This window comes from Sulfurovum sp. AR, from assembly GCF_000296775.1.
GTDB classification, from domain to species: Bacteria; Campylobacterota; Campylobacteria; order Campylobacterales; family Sulfurovaceae; genus Sulfurovum; species Sulfurovum xiamenensis.
Genome location: NZ_AJLE01000006.1, coordinates 267,328 through 286,382, shown reverse-complemented (window position 1 = coordinate 286,382; position 19,055 = coordinate 267,328). Strand labels below are relative to the sequence as shown.

At 40.9% G+C, this 19,055-nt stretch carries 20 protein-coding genes; 10 read left to right on the top strand and 10 right to left on the bottom strand.

What is annotated here, in order from left to right; genetic code table 11:
• The 6 genes from SULAR_RS06495 to SULAR_RS06470 are packed head-to-tail and all read right to left on the bottom strand — an operon-like array spanning nt 1 to nt 7,113.
• Complete coding sequence (locus tag SULAR_RS06495; RefSeq protein WP_008244240.1) at nt 1-1,173, bottom strand: nucleotide sugar dehydrogenase; 1,173 nt, start codon at nt 1,171-1,173, stop codon at nt 1-3.
• A gap of 7 nt (nt 1,174-1,180) precedes the next feature.
• Nucleotides 1,181-2,401, bottom strand: coding sequence for a glucose-6-phosphate isomerase (locus SULAR_RS06490; protein ID WP_008244236.1), 1,221 nt, complete (start codon nt 2,399-2,401; stop codon nt 1,181-1,183).
• The gene (locus tag SULAR_RS06485) at nt 2,398-3,780 is read right to left on the bottom strand and encodes a phosphomannomutase/phosphoglucomutase (RefSeq protein WP_008244233.1); all 1,383 of its coding nucleotides are present in this window, start codon (nt 3,778-3,780) and stop codon (nt 2,398-2,400) included. The genes SULAR_RS06490 and SULAR_RS06485 overlap by 4 nt, the downstream gene beginning before the upstream one ends.
• A gap of 48 nt (nt 3,781-3,828) precedes the next feature.
• Nucleotides 3,829-4,392, bottom strand: a complete 564-nt coding sequence (locus SULAR_RS06480; protein WP_008244232.1) for a YfaZ family outer membrane protein — start codon at nt 4,390-4,392, stop codon at nt 3,829-3,831.
• 55 nt (nt 4,393-4,447) lie between these two features.
• Nucleotides 4,448-4,699: a cbb3-type cytochrome oxidase assembly protein CcoS gene (gene ccoS, locus SULAR_RS06475; RefSeq protein WP_008244230.1), complete on the bottom strand. Its 252-nt coding sequence runs from the start codon at nt 4,697-4,699 to the stop codon at nt 4,448-4,450.
• On the bottom strand, nt 4,699-7,113 hold the full coding sequence (locus SULAR_RS06470) for a heavy metal translocating P-type ATPase (protein WP_008244229.1): 2,415 nt from the start codon (nt 7,111-7,113) through the stop codon (nt 4,699-4,701). Before SULAR_RS06470 ends, ccoS begins: the two co-directional genes overlap by 1 nt.
• A gap of 88 nt (nt 7,114-7,201) precedes the next feature.
• Between SULAR_RS06470 and SULAR_RS06465 the strand changes: the two genes are divergently transcribed.
• The 4 genes from SULAR_RS06465 (at nt 7,202) to SULAR_RS06450 (ending at nt 10,439) form a co-directional block, all read left to right on the top strand.
• Nucleotides 7,202-7,591: a hypothetical protein gene (locus SULAR_RS06465; protein WP_008244226.1), complete on the top strand. Its 390-nt coding sequence runs from the start codon at nt 7,202-7,204 to the stop codon at nt 7,589-7,591.
• 150 nt (nt 7,592-7,741) lie between these two features.
• Nucleotides 7,742-9,070 carry a transcription termination factor Rho gene (rho, locus tag SULAR_RS06460; RefSeq protein ID WP_008244225.1) on the top strand — a complete coding sequence of 443 codons (1,329 nt, stop codon included), beginning with the start codon at nt 7,742-7,744 and terminating at the stop codon, nt 9,068-9,070.
• Nucleotides 9,071-9,201: 131 nt separating this feature from the next.
• Complete coding sequence (gene murI, locus SULAR_RS06455; RefSeq protein ID WP_008244224.1) at nt 9,202-9,993, top strand: glutamate racemase; 792 nt, start codon at nt 9,202-9,204, stop codon at nt 9,991-9,993.
• 221 nt (nt 9,994-10,214) lie between these two features.
• Nucleotides 10,215-10,439, top strand: coding sequence for a hypothetical protein (locus tag SULAR_RS06450; RefSeq protein WP_008244223.1), 225 nt, complete (start codon nt 10,215-10,217; stop codon nt 10,437-10,439).
• Between the two features lie 34 nt (nt 10,440-10,473).
• On the opposite strand, the gene trpS is transcribed toward SULAR_RS06450, so the two are convergent.
• From trpS to SULAR_RS06435, 3 genes are read right to left on the bottom strand one after another with little or no spacing between them, the layout of a single operon-like run.
• Nucleotides 10,474-11,436 carry a tryptophan--tRNA ligase gene (trpS, locus tag SULAR_RS06445; RefSeq protein ID WP_008244222.1) on the bottom strand — a complete coding sequence of 321 codons (963 nt, stop codon included), beginning with the start codon at nt 11,434-11,436 and terminating at the stop codon, nt 10,474-10,476.
• 53 nt (nt 11,437-11,489) lie between these two features.
• Entirely contained in the window at nt 11,490-12,893 is a 1,404-nt protein-coding gene (gene der, locus SULAR_RS06440) for a ribosome biogenesis GTPase Der (RefSeq protein WP_008244220.1), read from the bottom strand.
• 31 nt (nt 12,894-12,924) lie between these two features.
• Nucleotides 12,925-14,118 carry a mechanosensitive ion channel family protein gene (locus tag SULAR_RS06435; protein WP_008244218.1) on the bottom strand — a complete coding sequence of 398 codons (1,194 nt, stop codon included), beginning with the start codon at nt 14,116-14,118 and terminating at the stop codon, nt 12,925-12,927.
• Nucleotides 14,119-14,194: 76 nt separating this feature from the next.
• Between SULAR_RS06435 and SULAR_RS06430 the strand changes: the two genes are divergently transcribed.
• Nucleotides 14,195-14,941: a DUF3108 domain-containing protein gene (locus tag SULAR_RS06430; RefSeq protein WP_038000211.1), complete on the top strand. Its 747-nt coding sequence runs from the start codon at nt 14,195-14,197 to the stop codon at nt 14,939-14,941.
• Here SULAR_RS06430 and SULAR_RS06425 read toward each other — a convergent pair.
• Nucleotides 14,934-15,194 (bottom strand): hypothetical protein, encoded by a 261-nt coding sequence (locus tag SULAR_RS06425; RefSeq protein ID WP_008244216.1) that lies wholly within the window; start codon nt 15,192-15,194, stop codon nt 14,934-14,936. The two genes, SULAR_RS06430 and SULAR_RS06425, sit on opposite strands and share 8 nt — an antisense overlap.
• Nucleotides 15,195-15,290: 96 nt before the next feature.
• On the opposite strand from SULAR_RS06425, the gene SULAR_RS06420 reads away from it, so the two are divergent.
• Genes SULAR_RS06420 through SULAR_RS06400 form a run of 5 tightly spaced genes read left to right on the top strand, consistent with a single transcriptional unit; the run spans nt 15,291 to nt 18,997 of the window.
• Nucleotides 15,291-16,184 carry a DMT family transporter gene (locus tag SULAR_RS06420; protein WP_038000302.1) on the top strand — a complete coding sequence of 298 codons (894 nt, stop codon included), beginning with the start codon at nt 15,291-15,293 and terminating at the stop codon, nt 16,182-16,184.
• The gene (gene kdsA / locus SULAR_RS06415) at nt 16,181-16,981 is read left to right on the top strand and encodes a 3-deoxy-8-phosphooctulonate synthase (RefSeq protein ID WP_008244214.1); all 801 of its coding nucleotides are present in this window, start codon (nt 16,181-16,183) and stop codon (nt 16,979-16,981) included. The genes SULAR_RS06420 and kdsA overlap by 4 nt, the downstream gene beginning before the upstream one ends.
• A 34-nt stretch (nt 16,982-17,015) precedes the next feature.
• Nucleotides 17,016-17,483, top strand: a complete 468-nt coding sequence (gene ribH / locus SULAR_RS06410; RefSeq protein ID WP_008244203.1) for a 6,7-dimethyl-8-ribityllumazine synthase — start codon at nt 17,016-17,018, stop codon at nt 17,481-17,483.
• The gene (nusB, locus tag SULAR_RS06405) at nt 17,483-17,881 is read left to right on the top strand and encodes a transcription antitermination factor NusB (RefSeq protein ID WP_008244191.1); all 399 of its coding nucleotides are present in this window, start codon (nt 17,483-17,485) and stop codon (nt 17,879-17,881) included. Before ribH ends, nusB begins: the two co-directional genes overlap by 1 nt.
• Nucleotides 17,882-17,923: 42 nt before the next feature.
• Nucleotides 17,924-18,997, top strand: a complete 1,074-nt coding sequence (locus SULAR_RS06400) for a dehypoxanthine futalosine cyclase (RefSeq protein WP_008244188.1) — start codon at nt 17,924-17,926, stop codon at nt 18,995-18,997.
• Nucleotides 18,998-19,055: the final 58 nt, after the last annotated feature.

Here is a 19,055-nt window from a genome sequence, read left to right as displayed (position 1 = left end):
TTAGTCATTACCAAAAAGATCTCTAGTATAGACTTTTCCCTTTATATCTATGAGGTCATCTGAGAGTCTGTTCGCGACAATCACATCGGAAATATTTTTGAATTCTTGTAAGTCTTTCATTACTTTTGAGTGAAAGAATGTTTCTTCTTGTAGTACAGGTTCATAGACCACAACATTGATTCCTTTAGCTTTGATACGTTTCATGATACCTTGGATCGATGAGGATCTAAAATTGTCTGACCCGCTTTTCATCGTCAGGCGGTAGATACCGACTGTAGAAGGGTGCTTTTTCAAGATAGAGTCCGCAATAAAATCTTTTCTCATAGTGTTTGCCTCTACAATAGCACTAATAAGACTGTTGGGCACATTTTTATAGTTCGCCCGTAACTGTTTGGTATCCTTAGGCAGACAGTAGCCACCATATCCAAATGAAGGGTTGTTGTAATGCATACCTATCCTAGGATCAAGTCCTACTCCTTCTATGATCTGTCTGGTATCAAGGTGATGTGTTTCAGCATAGGAGTCAAGTTCATTGAAGTAGGCGACTCTCATTGCAAGAAAAGTATTTGAAAAGAGTTTCACTGCTTCTGCTTCTGTAGACCCGGTAAAAAGAATATCGATATTCTTTTTGATGGCACCTTGTGCCAAAAGGTTTGCAAAGGTTTTTGCACGTTCGCTCTCCTCACCTACAATGATACGAGATGGGTAAAGGTTGTCATGGAGGGCTTTCCCTTCTCTAAGGAACTCTGGAGAGAAGATGATGTTTTCACAGTTGAATTTTTCTCTGATGCTTTTCGTGTAGCCTACAGGAATGGTAGATTTGATCACCATCACTGCATCTGGGTTGATCTTAATGACATCCTTGATCACGGATTCGACCAGTTCGGTATTGAAATAATTGGTCTCAGGATCGTAATCTGTAGGGGTAGCGATAATGACAAAGTCCGCATTCTCATATGCTTCATGTTTATCTAGTGTCGCTTTAAAGTTCAAAGGTTTGTTTTTAAGATATTCTTCTATTTCTGCATCTTCAATAGGAGAGATCTTTTTGTTGAGCATTTCTACTTTTTCAGGGATGACATCAAGGGCAACCACTTCATTATGCTGTGCCAATAGGATCCCATTTGATAGTCCCACATATCCCGTACCTGCAATGGCTATCTTGTAATTCATGATCTTATCATTCCTTTTGATTTAGTTTCTTCTTTAAAATGATCTTTCCTGCTTCTACTCCGGGTTGATCATAGGTATTGACATCGATAAGCTCTCCCACCAGTGAAGTAAGTAGTTCATAATAGTAAAGCAGTGACCCAATGGTGTTCTCATCAACGTGTGGGAGTAAAATAGTGTCAATAGGAATGTCATCTTGTGCTTCTAGTGACTCCAATACCGAATCACACTGCATATTGATAAGTTTTGAAAAAGGTAGATTGTTAAGGGTATCAAGCCCGTCCAAGTGAGGAAGTGTGATATCTGGGATAGTGATATTGTCATTAAAATCTTCAATCTTAATGAAAGTAACAGATTTGTCTCTGGTCCCTTCCATAATAAGCTGTAGAAATGAATGCTGGTCTTCCGGACCGATAAGACCAATAGGGGTCAGACCGACATGAAATGCACTGTGGCGTTGGTGTTTACCTAGGCTCTCTCCCCAAAGCTGCACATACCACTCACAGAAATATTTGAGTGTTTCAGAATAGGCAAAAATGCAGTTGATATTGTATTGGGTATGATTTTTTGCATAAAAGGCAGCTTTTTTAAGTAGTGTATCTTTTAGGTATCCATCATGAAAAAAGCTCTCTTTGACCTCCTTTGCACCATTAAGCAGTGCTTGTATATCTATACCGCATAAAGCCAAGGGAACAAGCCCTACCGTTGAGAGTACAGAAAACCTTCCACCTACATTGTGAGGTAGGTGAAGTACGGTTGCATTGATCTCTTTAGCATATGTTTCAAGTGGTGAGCCAGGATCAGTGATAAAAGTATAGGTTGTAGGATCATTCTGAAGTGAATAGAGATATTTATAGATAGAGAAGGTCTCTACCGTGGTCCCTGATTTGGAGATCACGAGAAAATGGGTTTTTGCAAGTTCTATTTTTGAGAGTAGGTTAGTGATATTGATAGGGTCTGTACTTTCAAAAAAGTAAAGTTTTCGTGTAAGCCCATTGAGAGGTTTGAGAAATTTATATACGGCTTTAGCACCTAAAGAACTCCCTCCGATCCCAATGACTGCTATGGTATCTACCGTATCAGAGATCGAGTCACAATACGCCAATATAGGTGTGATATCTTGATCTGGCAGCGTATAATAGCCAATACTCTGCTGTTCTTTTTCAATTGCCTTAAAGGCCTTTTGCTGGGTCTTTTCATCTTCAAAAGTAAAAGAGAGTCTGTTGATCATAATAGGCTCTTTGCTTGTGCAATCAGTGCATTGACTTTGAATTCATACTCTTTTGCCAGTGCTGCATCGGTAGATTCGAACCGTGTGACAAGTACAGGTGTGGTGTTACTGGCTCTCACCAGTCCCCAACCTTTTTCAAAGTTGATACGTACACCGTCTACATCAATGATGTTGAGAATTTTAGGAAAATCTGCAGGTGGATTGACAAGAAGTTCTTTCACTTTGTCAATGATCGAAAATTTTTCTTCTTCTGTGGTCTCCACTTTGATCTCTTCTGTGGAAAACACAGTTGGAAGCGCATCGATCTCTTTATCTAGATCAATTCCATCATGGATGAGCTCCAGCATTCTAAGTGTGGCATAGATGGCATCATCATACCCAAAATAACGGTTCTTAAAGAAGATATGCCCGCTCACCTCACAGGCAAGATCGGCATTGGTCTCTTTCATTTTTACTTTGAGGTTGGAGTGCCCCGTTTTATACATGATGGCTTTTGCACCGCGACGCTCAAGTTCATCGTACATAACCTGTGAGCATTTGACCTCACCTATAACTGTAGGGTTCTGCATCTTCATCGCATAGAGCAGTGCCATTTGATCCCCCTTGATGTTATGTTTATGTGTGAGCACGGCGATACGGTCAGCATCTCCATCGTAGGCAAAAGCGATATCCCCCTCTTTTTCTAAAGTTGCTTTGATATCTGCAAGGTTCTTCTCTACAGAGGGGTCTGGATGGTGGTTCGGGAAAGTACCGTCTGGTTCAAGGTAGAGACCAGTGTAGTGAAAGTTCAACGCATCAAAGATATCTGTGATGACGGTGTCTGCAACACCATTACCCGCATCAATAACAATTTTTTGAGGGAAGTTTTTCAGGTGGGCAAACTCTTTCACCATAAAGTTGATGTAAGGGGTTCTTACATCTATATCTGTTTTTGTCGTATTGTCTTTAATGACGAGATCCTGATGGGACAGGATCTCATCCCCCAATGCATAGATATCTTCTCCGAAAAAAGGACTTTGATCCACGGTGATTTTAAAACCGTTATATTCGCTAGGGTTGTGTGAACCTGTGATCATAATAGAAGCATCTGTGGTCATACCATCAAAATCGATGTAGTTACTATAGTAATTCACAGGAGTAGCAACCATCCCCATATCCAAGACTTTACATCCTGCAGCATTGAGTCCTGAAGTCAGATAGTCTCTTAGAATGGGAGAGTGTGAGCGGGCATCATAACCGATGGCAACGACTTTGTCTCCACCGATTTTCTGGCCAAGGTAATAGCCGATCAGTTTGACAGATGTTTCATTCAGCTCTTTTTCGAATATCCCACGGATATCATACTCTCTGAATATACTTTTTTCTATCATAGCTGTCATTCTATTCCTCCCAGATAGCCGGTTTGGCGTGTGCATGAAAGTATAGCACTAAAAACTAAGTTTTAACCCACCATAAAAGCTGTTATTAAACGTTTGATCATGGGTATCATACTCTGTATTTATATTACGATACCCGGTAAACAGATGTACATTCGTGATGATCTCCATATCTGCTTCTACTCTAAATTCCGTATAGCTTTCTCCATCACTGAATGTAAGAACAGAAGGCGCATAAGCCAAACTTGTTGTTAACGAAGTGGTAGGGATGCTGTAGTTGAAGGGAAGTGTATATTTTGCTTTAGCACAGAAGGGAATAGCGATAAAATCATCGGCAAACACAGATTTTATCCCTAGTCCAAGTGCAAGTCCTTCGACACCCTGGAAAGTACTTTCCGCACTGACACCCACGGTCGCTAGGTTGTCTCCATCCGTATGAAGATAAGAAGCATCCAGTGTATAGGAAGTACTGTCAGAATAGTAGGTCAAAGCATTCAGATCGATAGAAGCACCTACTTCTAGATCCTCATTATTGACATTAAGCCCTATATTGCTTTGGGCATGAAGCAGTCCAAGTGTTAAAAGTGAAGTGATACAGAGTTTTTTTATGTACATAGTAAGCCTTTGATATTTATGCATATAATACTATCATAAACTTTCTTGACAGATACTAATCTGCCGGTCGATAGTTTTTTTCTTTTTCCAGTTTTTCTTGTTTGATCTTTTTTTTATAGGCCTTTTTCTTCTCTTCCATCATAGCAGCATCTTTCAGGTCCTCCTCATTGTCGTGACGGACCGCATCTATGAATTTACTATGGTCGTCGAATTGTCCTGTTCTTACCGCCCAAATTAAAGCCAGTAAGCCTATGGCACCTAAAAATGTAGAGACACCTATCATTAAAATGACTATATTTTCTGACATTATCTATCCTTGAATTTTAAACGTTTAATACGCATAGAGTTACCGACCACGACCAATGAACTCAGACTCATGGAGAGTGCTGCCACCAGTGGATTGACAAATCCCATGACAGCCAGCGGAACAGCTACAACATTATACAACAAAGAAAAACCAAGATTTTCCTTGACTGCACCAAAGGTTCTTCGTGAGAGCTTATACGACTCATAAATACTTTCAGGTTTTTCATCTAAAAGCACTATGTCACTTACAGAGATAGCCACATCTGCACCATTCCCCATCGCTATAGAGATGTCTGAAGAAGCAAGCGCTATGGCATCATTGATTCCGTCTCCGGCCATGACGACCACATGTCCCTCTTGATGGAATGTGTCTATCAGTGCAGCTTTGTCCTGAGGAAGAAGTTTGGCATAAACCTCTTCTATTCCTACCTGTTTTGCCACTTTTTGGGCACTCTGCTCATGGTCCCCTGTAAGCATGACCACCTTGATCCCTAGATTTTGAATCTTCTTGATAGCTCGGGCTGCACCTTCCCTAATGGTATCGGTCAGTTCAAACCGTGCGATAAGCCTGTCGTCTATCATAAAGAAGAAGAGGGCATTTGGTGAATCTATATCCACATCGAGCTTTGAAGCTTTCATCAGTTCTGCGTTGCCTCCAAGCAGTACTTGGTTTTGATATTTGGCTTTGATCCCTTTGGCTTCGATAGTGGTGATTTCTTCAAGCGTTCGCGTCTCTAACTTTTCATGTGTATCTTCAAGATATGCTTTGATCCCTTTAGAGATGGGATGATTGGAGGTACTCACAAGCGCATAGAGTAAAGAGGGTTCAAAGGCTTCAAGATACTCAGATTTGACAACAGAGGGTTTACCTTCGGTGATCGTACCTGTTTTGTCCAAGGCTAAAATGTCACTTTTTGCCATTGTTTCAAGAAAAGAAGCTTCTTTAAAAAGGATACCCCGTTTTGCTGCAACGCTGATACCCACAAGGGTTGCCATAGGCGTAGCCAATCCCAAGGCACACGGACAGGCAATAACGATAACGGAGATACCTACGATGAGTGCCTGTTCAAAGCTCTCTGTCCAAAAGTACCACCCTGCAAAGGTTAGTAGGGCAATGATGAGAATGACCGTTGAAAAGTACCCTGAAACCGTATTTGCTAATTGCTCTATACGGGGTTTTTTTGTGATGGATTCTTCAAGAAGATTGACGATGGAGGTCAGCATAGAATTTGAGGCATCTTTGGTTGCACTGTAGTGTATGACGGAGTCTAAACACAAAGAACCGCTTAAGATCGTGTCATATTTCTTTTTATAGATCGGTTCATTTTCTCCTGTGAGTGAACTCTCATCAAAAGAGCCCTGTCCCCAGGTGACTTCACCATCGATCACGACTTTTTCACCGGGTTTCAGTTCTATGATGTCTCCCACGATGATGTTCTCAATGCTCACGAGGGATTTTACACCATCTTTCAGTGTGGTCACTTCGGTCGGTGTACTTCCCATAAGTGTGTCCAGTGTGTCAACGGCATGTTTTTTACTCAGTACTTCAAGGTATTTTCCTACCAGTACAAAAGTGATGATCATCACCACGGAGTCAAAGTAGACCTCTCCGCTTTGAGTGATCATGGCATAGATGGAGTAGATATAGGCAGAAAGCGCACCTGAAGCAACCAGGGTATCCATATTGACAATGTTATTCTTGTATCCATAATACGCACCTCTGAAAAAGATCCATCCGGAGTAAAAAAGAACAGGAGTAGCCAATATAAACTCAGCCACATTCAGAATATCTTTAAAGGATTGTTCTATACCCCCAAAGTATCCGGCATAGTGGGCAACAGCCAGCCACATGATGTTCATGGCACCAAAAACAGCCACTAAAATACGGGAATAATAGGTTTTTCGTGTACTTATGGCACGTTCTTCTTGAAGTTTCGGGTCATAGGGGTAGGCATTGTAACCGATGGAACGGATCGTTTCTATGATCTTAGAGAGCTGGATGACCTCAGGATCCCAGATGATCTTGGCTTTGTTGTTGGTATAGTTGATACTTGTTTCTATGACACCATCCGTCTTATGCAGGACCTTTTCGTTGAGCCATACACATGCAGAACAGTGGATACCTTCAATGATGAGGTTGATCTCATATAGTCCATCCTCATGGAGAGTAATGTATTTGTTTTTAAATCCTTCCAAGTCAAACTTTTCGATATCTTCATTGCTTTGTATGGCAGGTTGAAGTTTGGTATCGCCTAACTTGTCATAAAAGGTATCCAGTCCTTTGGAGTTCAAGAGATGGTAGACCCCCTGACAGCCTTTACAGCAGAAAAAGAGTTGTTTCTCATTCTGTTGTTCAGCGATCATCACTTCTTCAGCGAAAGTGAGATTACAGTGGGTACAAGCTATGTCTGCCAATGATACTTCCTTGATTGATTGTAATATATGGTTATTTGTCGATATCACGAGAAGTATATATTTTATCTAAATATGGGTAAAATCTTCTATGGAAAATGCACTTTTATTGACAATGATCCTTCTTTTTGCAGAACTTTTTGAGGCAACTATTCAGCGTGCCCAGACGCTTGTGGGAGTTTTGGCAAAACTCTATACTTATTATCAGAAAAGCATTTTTTTGTTTTTTCTCATCCAACCAGGGTTTTACTTTATACTTTTTGTAGTCGTACTTACCGGTGTATTGAATTTGACTATGATCTTTCTTTTAGCCATTAAAATCTTTGATCTGTTTTATAAAATAGAACTGATTAAAAAAGTCTTTATCGAGCGTAAAGTATCACCTGAGATAGCACAAATGTTAGAATGGAAAATACCTTCAATGTTTTTTTGGATGGGAGCAGCCTTGTATCCACCGTTACTGCTTTTTGCCCTTACATAGGGAGTCATAGACTGTTCAAGGTTTGCCCAAGAGACGCGCTTTAATTATAATTTCAGCCAAAAAGGATTATAATGCGATTAACTACTACACGTAGCATATCGTATGGCTAACGTACAATCTTCACAATGCATATTCAGAACAAGAGGAAATATGAGCGATAATAAAAAATCTTCTAACGGCAATGCTGCCAGCAGGAAAAACAGAACACACGTACCGGTAGAGGGCTACAAAATAGAAAATCTTCAACAACTTCCACTGACAGAACTTGTAACGATAGCAAAAGAAGTTAAAGTTGAAAACCCTAATGAATTTCAAAGAAAAGATCTTATTTTCGAAATCCTTAAATCACAAGTGAGCCAGGGAGGATTTATCCTCTATACGGGTATTCTTGAAATCATGAACGATGGTTTTGGTTTTTTACGCTCAATAGACGGAAACTTTGCCAACTCGAGTAATGACACCTATGTAAGCGGTACACAGATCAAACGATTTGCACTGAGAAATGGTGATATTGTTACAGGTCAGGTACGCTCGCCTAAAGACCAAGAGAAGTATTATGCACTGCTTAAAATTGAAGCGATCAATTATTTAGCTCCGGAGAAGTCGAAACAGAGACCTCTTTTTGAAAACCTTACTCCATTGTATGCCAGTGAACAACTCAAACTCGAATATAATCCAATGAAAATGACCGGACGGGTACTTGACCTCTTTACCCCTATAGGAAAAGGACAAAGAGCACTGATAGTTGCTCCGCCGCGAACAGGTAAAACAGAACTTTTAAAAGAGCTTGCACATGGGGTTACACACAACAATCCCGATGCTTCTCTGATGGTACTACTTGTAGATGAGAGACCGGAAGAGGTTACAGACATGCAGCGTTCAGTGAAAGGTGAAGTCTATGCTTCGACGTTTGACCTTCCTGCACAGAATCACGTCAGAACAGCCGAAATGGTGATAGAAAAAGCCAAAAGACGAGTAGAGATGGGTAAAGATGTCATCATCTTACTTGACTCTATCACAAGACTTGCACGTGCCTACAACACAGTTACACCAAGTTCAGGTAAAGTACTCTCTGGTGGAGTGGATGCCAATGCACTTCATAAACCAAAACGTTTCTTCGGTGCAGCTAGAAACATAGAAGAGGGTGGTTCTTTGACCATCATTGCTACAGCACTGATAGATACGGGTAGCCGTATGGATGAAGTGATCTTTGAAGAGTTTAAAGGTACAGGTAACTCCGAAGTGGTGCTTAGCCGTCACGTCTCTGAAAGACGTATCTATCCTGCGATCGATGTGACAAAATCAGGAACAAGAAAAGAAGAATTGATGATGGATCCTGAAACGCTTCAAAAAGTATGGGCATTGAGAAATGCAATGCAAAACATGGAAGAAGTAGAAGGGCTGAAGTTCCTCTTCTCTAAAATGATGAAAACCAAAACAAATGAAGAGTTTCTTTCTCTGATGAACGAAGGTGCGTAGGTAACTACAATGAAAATATCTATATTTTCATCTGAACCGATAGGTAAAGCTTTAGTGAAAGGCGCCCCAAGGGCATTTCCTAACGGAGCAATTGTAGATGGGCTTTGTCTATCTACAAGGAGATAACTATAATGCGTATAGGTGTTTTTGATTCTGGTTTGGGTGGCTTGACTGTGGTTCAGGCTATGACCCAAGTGATCAAAGGTGCACAGATCTTCTATGTGGCAGACACTAAAAATGCGCCTTATGGTGAAAAAACCCCAGAACAAATTCTACAATACTCACTCAATATTACCAACTATCTTATCAATACCCATCAGATCGATGCATTGATATTGGCATGTAATACGGCAACTTCTTCCGCGATCCAACATTTACGTGAAACGTACCCTTCGCTGATCATCATAGGTACAGAACCAGGTATCAAACCGGCTATCGAACAGACAAGAACTGGGAAAATAGGAGTTTTAGCAACACCGGCCACACTTCAGGGAGATAAGTATAAAACATTGGCACAAATGCTCTCATCACAAAAAAGTGTTGATATTTTTGAACAGGCGTGTCCCGGTTTGGTTGAACAGATAGAAAAAGGTGAACTGGAGAGTGAGGTGACAAAAGGGCTACTTGAAACATGGCTTTCACCGATGCGTGAGAATAATGTCGATACGATCGTACTGGGGTGTACACACTACCCTCTTGTGGGTCAAAGTATAGAAAAGATCATGGACTGTAACGTAAGCCTTATCCATACAGGTGAAGCGATCTCCAGACATTTACTTACACTAGGTACCCAAAAAGGACATCTCAATGAGGGAGACTTGCAGGTACATATTCATACGACAGGTGAGATTCGGATCGAAGTGGTTGAGAGTATCATTGAGAACTATGTACATATACAAGTTATAGAAGTGGATAATCATTAAGACCCTCTATTTCCCCTGATAAGCTCCTACTTAATTATACATTAGATAAAGTTATTTTCATATATATTTTTAATAAAAAACACCTAATATAAACTTATCTATGCTAGAATACATCCATACGGTTTTACTGTATGTAAAAAGCCTAATTTGTTGTGAAGCAAGTTATGGGACTCAGAAATGTCATAACTGAGTTTGCCAGACCACCAATTTGAGGATAAAAGATGAAAAATTTGTTAGAAAGCTTTGCAATATTGCTTGTTGGACTTTTGTCTATAGGTATCGTATATTTAATTGTACAGTACAATACGATCGATGATCAAAACTTTGTGGATCCGCTAGATAAGAGTGCCTATGAAATGCCGACAGATGCAGAACTAGAAGCAGATGATGACCTTGATCTTGATGATGAAGGGGATATCGAAGCGGATGAGGATAGTGATCTATAGGGGTAAGTGTGATGAAGTGAAAGTAGGACCGACTTTATAGTAGTCCTACCGCTTCTCTTACTTTAGACATTTTGGTATGTGCGATCGCTCTGGATTTCTTCGCTCCTTGTGCCAAAATATCATTGACTTCATCCATATGGTTAAGGTAATACTCTCGTTTTTCTCTGGCTTCACCCAACTCTTCCCAGATCAATTCTTTGAGATATTTTTTAAAGTGACCATACCCCTCTTTACCGCTTTTATAACGTGCCTGCAGTTCAAGTTTCTGTTCATCATTCAAAAAGAGGGATGCCAATGCATAGATATTGTCTCCCTCATATTCCAATGGTTCACCTAATGGTGTGGAGGATGAAATGATCTTATTACATCTTTTTTGAAGGGGTTTCTCCTCCATGAATAGATCAATGGCATTGTCATAGCTCTTACTCATCTTTTGCCCGTCAATACCTGGGATCGTAGCCACATCTTCTTGTACAAGGTGCTCTGGAAGCGTAAAGATCTCACCATATTCATTGTTGAATTTTATCGCGATATCTCTGGTCATTTCAACATGTTGGATCTGGTCTTTACCTACAGGAACTTTTTGGGTATCCAAGATAAGGATATCCGCTGCCATCAATACAGGATAGGAGAAGAGAGCATGACTTGCTGGGATACCTTTGGCCACTTTGTCTTTGTAGGAGTGCGCACGCTCCAATAATCCCATAGGTGTGAACTTAGAGAGTATCCAGTAAAGTTCAAGTACTTCAGGCATGTCACTCTGTACCCAAAATGTTGTTTTCTCCGGGTCAATGCCAATGGAAAGATAATCCACAGCAGCATCGATTGTGTGTTGTTTTAGTGTAGCTGCATCTTTTGAACTTGTGAGTGAGTGGTAGTTGGCGATAAAAGTAAAAAGTTCATGTTCTTCTTGAAGCTCAACCATAGGCTTCATGGCTCCAAAATAATTCCCTAAATGAAGTTTTCCTGAAGCTTGTATTCCTGTAAGTACACGCATATAGTATCCTAAAATAATTTTAGGAGATTATAGCGAAGTGTTAGTAAAAAAACCTACTCATCATCATCGAAGCGCTCGCCGCGTTTACGGGCAACGATGTCTAAAGGTACCCCTTCAAAGTCATATTTGCTTCGAAGGAAATTCGCCAGGTAGCGTTTGTAGGAGAAGTGTATAAATTCAGGTCTATTGCTGATGAGGGCAATTTTTGGTGGTTTTGTCTCATACTGTGTTGCAAACTTGATGTTTACTACCGCACCGTTATGTGAGGGTACATGGTGCCTTCTTATGGCTTCACGTATCGTATCGTTAAGTTCGGAAGTAGGGATACGACGGGTATATCGTTGATAGATCTCTGTTACTTTGTCAAGTATTTTGTTGACACGCAATCCTGTTTTTGCCGAAATGGTGATCAGCGGTGCATAGTGCAGGAACTTCAGCTCATCACGTATCTCTTCAACCATTTCCTCATAGGTTTTCTCTCCATGGATATCCCATTTGTTCACGACGATCAGGCAAGCCAGTCTGTATTTTTCTATCAGTCCGGCCACCCTTTCATCAAGCTCTGTCACACCTACGGTAGCATCAAGCACAAGTAGAACAAGGTTTGCTTTTTCCAGCATTTCTTCTGTACGTGAAAGTGCATACTTTTCAATACCCACGATCTTGCTTCTTCTTCTGATTCCCGCAGTATCGACAAAAGTAATTTTGTAGTCATTGTATTCTATGGTCTCATCAATAGGATCGATAGTTGTACCTGCAACATCAGAGACCACGGAACGTTCTTGACCCAACAGTGCATTCAGGAGTGAACTTTTTCCTGTGTTTACCCGACCGAGGATGGCCACCTTGATCTCGTTATCTATCTCTTCTTCGACGCTATTGATATCGCGGACTATCTCATCAAAAGGGTCTACTTCCGTATCTTCGGTTAGTTCAAGTCCTATAGGTTCTTCTTCACGAGGAGGTATGAGTGCTTCAAGCCATGCATAGAAGTCATTAAAATAACGGTTATGACTGACGGACATAGGAAACGTTGCCTCTGCACCAAACTCCAAAAATTCCCAGTAACGCTCTTCTTCTTTGTCATTGTCGATCTTGTTCACCACAAGCGCAAGCGGCTTGCCCAGTGCCTGAAGTTTGTAGAAGAGTTCTCTGTCCTCTTCAGATGGCAGTGTTTTACCATCTACCATATAGATGATGATATCTGCCATTTCTGCAGCTTTCATTGAAAAATCAGCTACTTTGGAGAAAAGTTCGGAAGAGTAGTCTATCCCTCCGGTATCGATCACTTCAAAGTCACGGTTCTCTGAGATGGTCACGATACGCTTTTTGATATCTCTTGTGGTTCCTGAGACATCAGCAGTGATGGCATCTCTTTGTCTTGCCAAACGGTTGAAGAGTGAACTCTTTCCCACGTTTGGTCTTCCTAGTATCGCTACTTTTTTAAGTTCTTGCATAAATAATATTCTTTCTTAATAATTATTGGAATTATAACACATTTTTATCAGGTGTCTGTTCTATATAGATAGAGCGTGAAGGGAAGGCAAAGCTTGCTCCGTTCTCTTCAACGATCTTCATGATCTTCAGATGGATATCTTCACGTATATTTAAGTAGCGTTCCCAGTTGGAAGTGTCGGTAAACGTATAGATGAAAATGTTCAGGGATGAATCTCCGAATGATTCGAAATTGACAAGCAAAGTCTCTTTTTGGGAGATCTTCTCATGTCCATGCAGCATGGCTCTGATCTCTTTGACGATGGCATCCACCTGATCCCTGCTGGTACCGTATGTAAGTCCTAGCTGCATTTTGATCCTACGGACTCCCCTGCGGGAAAAGTTCTCTATAGGGGAGTTTGATACGATCTGGTTAGGCACTGTGATAAGTGCTTTCTCAAATGAGCGTATTTTGGTCGTACGCATTCCTATGTCTTCTACTGTACCTTCCACACCTCCTACTTTGATCCATTCGCCGATGCGTATAGATTTGTCTGCAAGCAGGGCAAAAGATCCAAACATATTGGACGCGGTATCTTTCGCAGCAAGTGCGAAGGCAAGACCTCCAAGCCCCAAAGAAGCAACAAGCGCGGTCACATTGATCCCCCATACTTGAAGCATGGCCCCCAAACCTACAGCCCCAACAAGGATCTTGGCTATTTTAAGTATGAAGTTCCCCATCTCTTTGGCAAGGTCAGGGTTGAATTTCTCCGTTGCATGGTGAAACACACTGCGCAAAGACTCCATCACAGAAATAATGGCCCAAAATACGGTGTAGACGACCAGTGTATTGAGAATGTTTTTAATGAATTCCGTCTCTTTGAATATCAGCAAGAAAAAGAGATGTACACCGATCAGTATAAAAGCAAAACGTATAGGCCCTTTGAGTGCAGATATGACCTTGTCATCATAATAGGTCTCTGTTACTTTGGAGATTTTCTGCAGGGTACCTATAACAATAAGTGTGAAGAGTTTTCGAAAAAGTAGAAAGAGTAAAAAAACGACTATAGCAGCAAAAAGGTTTGCCAAAGGGATATCCAAAAAGGTGTTGTGCAAAAAAGGAAACTTTTCATACACAGGTACAAGCAGTGTCTGTACGGTTCCTTCAAGGTTCATGGAGAGGTCATCTATGACATTGAGGGATTGTGTGGCATTGAGTTCGGTCGTATTTACTTCAGTTGTTGGCATATTTTTCGTATCCTCCACTTTTTATACACATCATTATAATAGAATTTGGTATAAATTGAGATGGAAAAGGACCGATATGCTAAGAAGAATGATTATATTGAGTGGTTTGTTTTTACTTTTAGGAAATTTTGCTTCAGCCAAAGTGACACAATTGGATTATAGAGCAACCTTTGGAATATTTGGTACGGTAGGAACGATAAAAAACAGACTGACACAAAATGCTGAAACCTATGAGATCAATACAAAAGTAAGATTGGCAGGATTGGCGAAAGTCCTGATGGGCGGACAGACTGAACATTATCTTTCTAAGGGGCATATGAAAGACGGACTCATGGTGAGTGATTTTTATCAGATGACAAGTGAGAAGAGAGATAAAAAAGTCGTTAAAGAGTATCGTATCGATCATGATAAGAAGAGTGTCACAAAAAGGGTTCGAAAATGGAAGAAAGAAAGATTGGTAGAAGACCATACAGAAAGACTCAAATTTTATGCTGAAGATGACCTTTTGACACTCTATTTTAACCTGGGTAATGCTGTGAAGGAAAAGCAGAAAGGGAAAACATATTTGTTTAAGTCAGTGGGACTTGAAAAACAAAAGGGTAAAGTCCAAATTACTCTACCCGATGAGGGGCAAGTAGCAGCATACAAAAAAGATCTGGGTCAGGATGGAAAGATCTATGCGAAGGCATTCATCCATCAAAAAAATTTCAGAAAGAAAAAAGGTGATATCCTACTTTCTGTTGCAGAAGATGGATTTATCCATAGATCTGTGATCAAGGATATACTGTTATATGGAGATGCAAAGCTTACAAGGATCAGATAGCTTTAGCATGAAGCACAAAGTCTATTACTTTTTTATCTGACATTTCACAAGGTTTAAGCATCCCATTTTTCATGGTGGGGTAGTAGTTCCCACTGATAATGTCATTGCCTCCCAGCTCTTGGGCATACACTTTGAGAAGTTTGCCGTCCAGCAATGTCTCTTTTCTCAGTAAATACCATTTGTCAAGGTAACGTACATCATTCGCACCATTGGGAAGTGCTAAAAGCTTGGTATAAAATTCTGTATCATTCATAAAGGTATTATGCTACACTTTCACAAAATTAGCAAATATGGTTTTGCCTAGGTAAAAAATTTTTTTAGAAAAAATGGGGATGATCTTTTGACAAAAATGATTAAAAATATGGATAGAGGTATCCTTCTGATGCTTTTAGCTTCACTGAGCTTTGCTGTGATGGGAGGATTTGCAAAAGTCGTGAGCCAGGCGCTGCCCCCGGTAGAAGTGACTTTTTTTCGAAATATCTTTGGAGTCATTCTTGTAGGCATAGCCATTTATAAAGTGCCTTTAAAGCAAATAGGCGGAAAGCCCTTCTTGCTTATTTTCCGCGGTTCTATGGGGTTTGCAGCGCTTTTGGCATACTTTTATATCATGGCATATATCCCCCTGGGCGAAGCCGTGACCTATAACAAAACCTCACCGATATTTGTGGCGATATTTGCCTATCTGTTTTTAAATGAGAAATTACACAAGAGTGCTTTACTCGCTATCATCATAGGATTCGTGGGGATCATTCTGGTAGCACAGCCTGAAGGTGGGACTTTTGACAAGTATGACATTCTGGGTATTTTTTCAGGTATGGGTGCAGCGCTGGCGTATACTTCCATACGGGAACTTAGAAAATACTATGATACACGTGCTATAGTCATGTCATTTATGGGGGTAGGAACAGTTGCACCGCTTTTTCTGATGTTGATCACACCCTATGTGAATGTTACAGAGGAGTTTGATTGGATGTTTGCAGCGTTTGTGATGCCAGAGGGTATAGAGTGGGCTTACGTTGTGGCAGTCGGTATCTTTGCAACCATTTCTCAGCTTTTGATGACCAAAGCGTATGAACTCACAAAGGCAGGGATCGTTGGTACCATTAGTTACAGTAATATTGTCTTCGCGGTAGTGATCGGTATCATGCTTGGAGACCCCATTCCTGATATTTGGACAGTTTTGGGTATAATCTTGGTAATATTATCAGGGCTGCTTGTAGCTCTGCCAAAAGGACTAAAATGATTTTGATCGCTGGACCTTGTGTTCTGGAGAGTCGTGACAATGTGATGCGTATTGCAGAATCTTTAGGGAAATATCATGATGACTGTACTAAAGATTTTTATTTTAAAGCAAGTTTTGACAAAGCCAACCGTACAAGTTTGGATTCTTTTAGAGGTCCTGGACTGGATGAAGGGCTTAAAATGCTTCAAGAGGTTAAAGAGCAGTTTGGCTATAAGATCTTAACGGATGTCCATGACTACACACAGCCAGCAGCAGCGGCTGAGGTAGCGGATGTACTTCAAATTCCTGCATTTTTATGTCGTCAGACTGACCTGCTGGTTGCTGCTGCAAAAACCTCTGCAGTCGTGAACATCAAAAAAGGACAATTCCTGGCACCTGCTGCCATGGAGCACTCTGTAGGAAAAGTGCTTAAGACCAGAGGGTTCGATGGTGAGGTGAGTTATGAGAATGCCAAGAAGTATAATGTATGGCTTACGGAAAGAGGTACAACCTTTGGCTATGGTAACCTTGTCGTAGATATGCGTGGTCTTAAAACGATGCGTGAGTTTGCCCCTGTGATCTTTGATGCAACACACTCTGTACAGATGCCTGCATCGGGTGGAGCAAGTTCAGGTGGAGATTCTTCATTTGTGCCTTACCTTTCACGTGCTGCTGCAGCAGTAGGTGTGGATGGTTTCTTCTTCGAAACGCACTTTGATCCGAGCATCGCTTTAAGTGACGGACCGAATATGATAGAGTTAAGTAAGTTGGATGCATTGATAGAACAGATCGATGCGATCAGAATGATCGTTGAGTAAATAAGAATTTAAATATTAAAAGTAAAGGAATAACATGAAAATCGTAGAAGGTCAATTATCGGTAGATAAGAGTAAAAAAGTAGCGATCATCAATGCAAGATTTAACCACTTCATTACAGACAGACTGGTAGAAGGGGCAAAGGATGCTTATGCAAGACATGGCGGAAATGCCGATGAGCTGGATCTTATCTTGGTACCAGGTGCATTTGAAATACCATTCGCATTGGATAAAGCATTGGCTTCTGGAAAATATGACGCAGTATGTTGTTTAGGTGCAGTGATCCGAGGTGCAACACCTCACTTTGATTATGTATCTGCAGAAGCAACCAAAGGTGTGGCATCAGTAACATTGAAACACGGTAAACCAGCAACATTCGGTGTACTTACAGTAGACAGCATCGAGCAAGCCATAGAGAGAGCGGGTACCAAAGCCGGGAACAAAGGTGCTGAAGCGATGGTAGGACTGATCGAGCTCATTAACCTTTACAGTGAGCTTGACTAATGGCTACTAGACATCAGGCACGTACTGCTGTAGTGGGGCTACTTTATGCCTATGATCTGGGAAATGAGAATATAGGTAAATTCTCGGATGAAATTTTGGAAGAGGGTAAGATCCGAAACAAGCAAAAAGAGTTTTCAGATATTCTTTTCCAGGGAACCATAGAAAATCTTGATATGTTAGATGCTAAAATCAAAGAGCATTTGAAAGATTGGGATTATGATGCCATAGGAAAAGTAGAAAAAGCGATCATGAGGCTGGGAGCCTATGAGATACTTGTCGCAAAAACAGATAAAGCCATTATCATCAATGAAGCCGTTGAATTGGCAAAAGAACTTGCAGATGAAAAGTCACCACAGTTTATCAATGGTGTTTTAGATGCATTGGATAAAGAGAAATAAAAAAATGATATGCGTGAAAACGCAATGTAAGAGAGGCACTAAATGACGATTCGTACCAATTCCGCACATAAACGTATGAGTATTGATGAGGCAGTAGAGCTTATTGAAAACGCTGATCTGAAAACCCTTGGGAAGATGGCACTCGCACGTAAAAAAGAGATGCATCCCAAAGGTGTCACTACTTTTGTTGTAGACAGAAATATCAACTATACGAATATTTGTTGGGTGGATTGTAAGTTTTGTGCTTTTTATACACATGAGAAAAAAGAAGATGCGTACATTTTGTCCTTTGATGAAATCGATCAAAAGATAGATGAGCTCTTGGCTATAGGCGGGACACAGATACTCTTTCAAGGAGGCGTACACCCTAAACTGCAGATAGAGTGGTATGAAGACCTCGTTGAACATATCTCAAAGAAATACCCTCAAGTTACGATACACGGTTTTTCCTCCATCGAGATCGATTACATTGCCAACCGTTCAAAGATCAGTATCTCCGAAGTCCTGAGAAGATTGAAAGCAAAGGGGCTCAGTTCTATCCCTGGTGCGGGTGCCGAGATTCTTTCAGACAGGGTACGTGACATCATCGCACCTAAAAAACACGATAAAGATACATGGCTGGAAGTACACCGTCAGGCACATAAACTTGGTATCAAGTCTACGGCTACGATGATGTACGGTACGGTAGAGACAACCCGAGAGATCGTAGAGCATTGGGATTATATACGTCAGCTTCAGGATGAGACCGGAGGGTTCAGAGCCTTTATCATGTGGTCTTATCAAAGTGACCATACACAGCTGAAAAGAGAGTTGCCAACGATCACCAAGACCTCTTCCAATCTCTATCTTCGTTATTTGGCTGTTGCCAGACTTTTTTTGGATAATGTACCGAACATACAGAGTTCATGGGTGACACAGGGCTCTTATATCGGACAAATGGCACTTCTTTTTGGCGCCAATGATCTGGGTTCAACGATGATGGAAGAAAACGTGGTTTCAGCAGCAGGGGCTAAAAATCAGATGAACCAGGAAGAGATGATAAAGCTCATTAGGGATGTGGGGGAAAAGCCTGCAAAACGTAATACCGCGTATGAGATATTAGAACGGTACTATTAATAGGACGTTGCAATTTAGTTGTTTGTTAGCAGTCGACTTATGTGACCATACACATTTA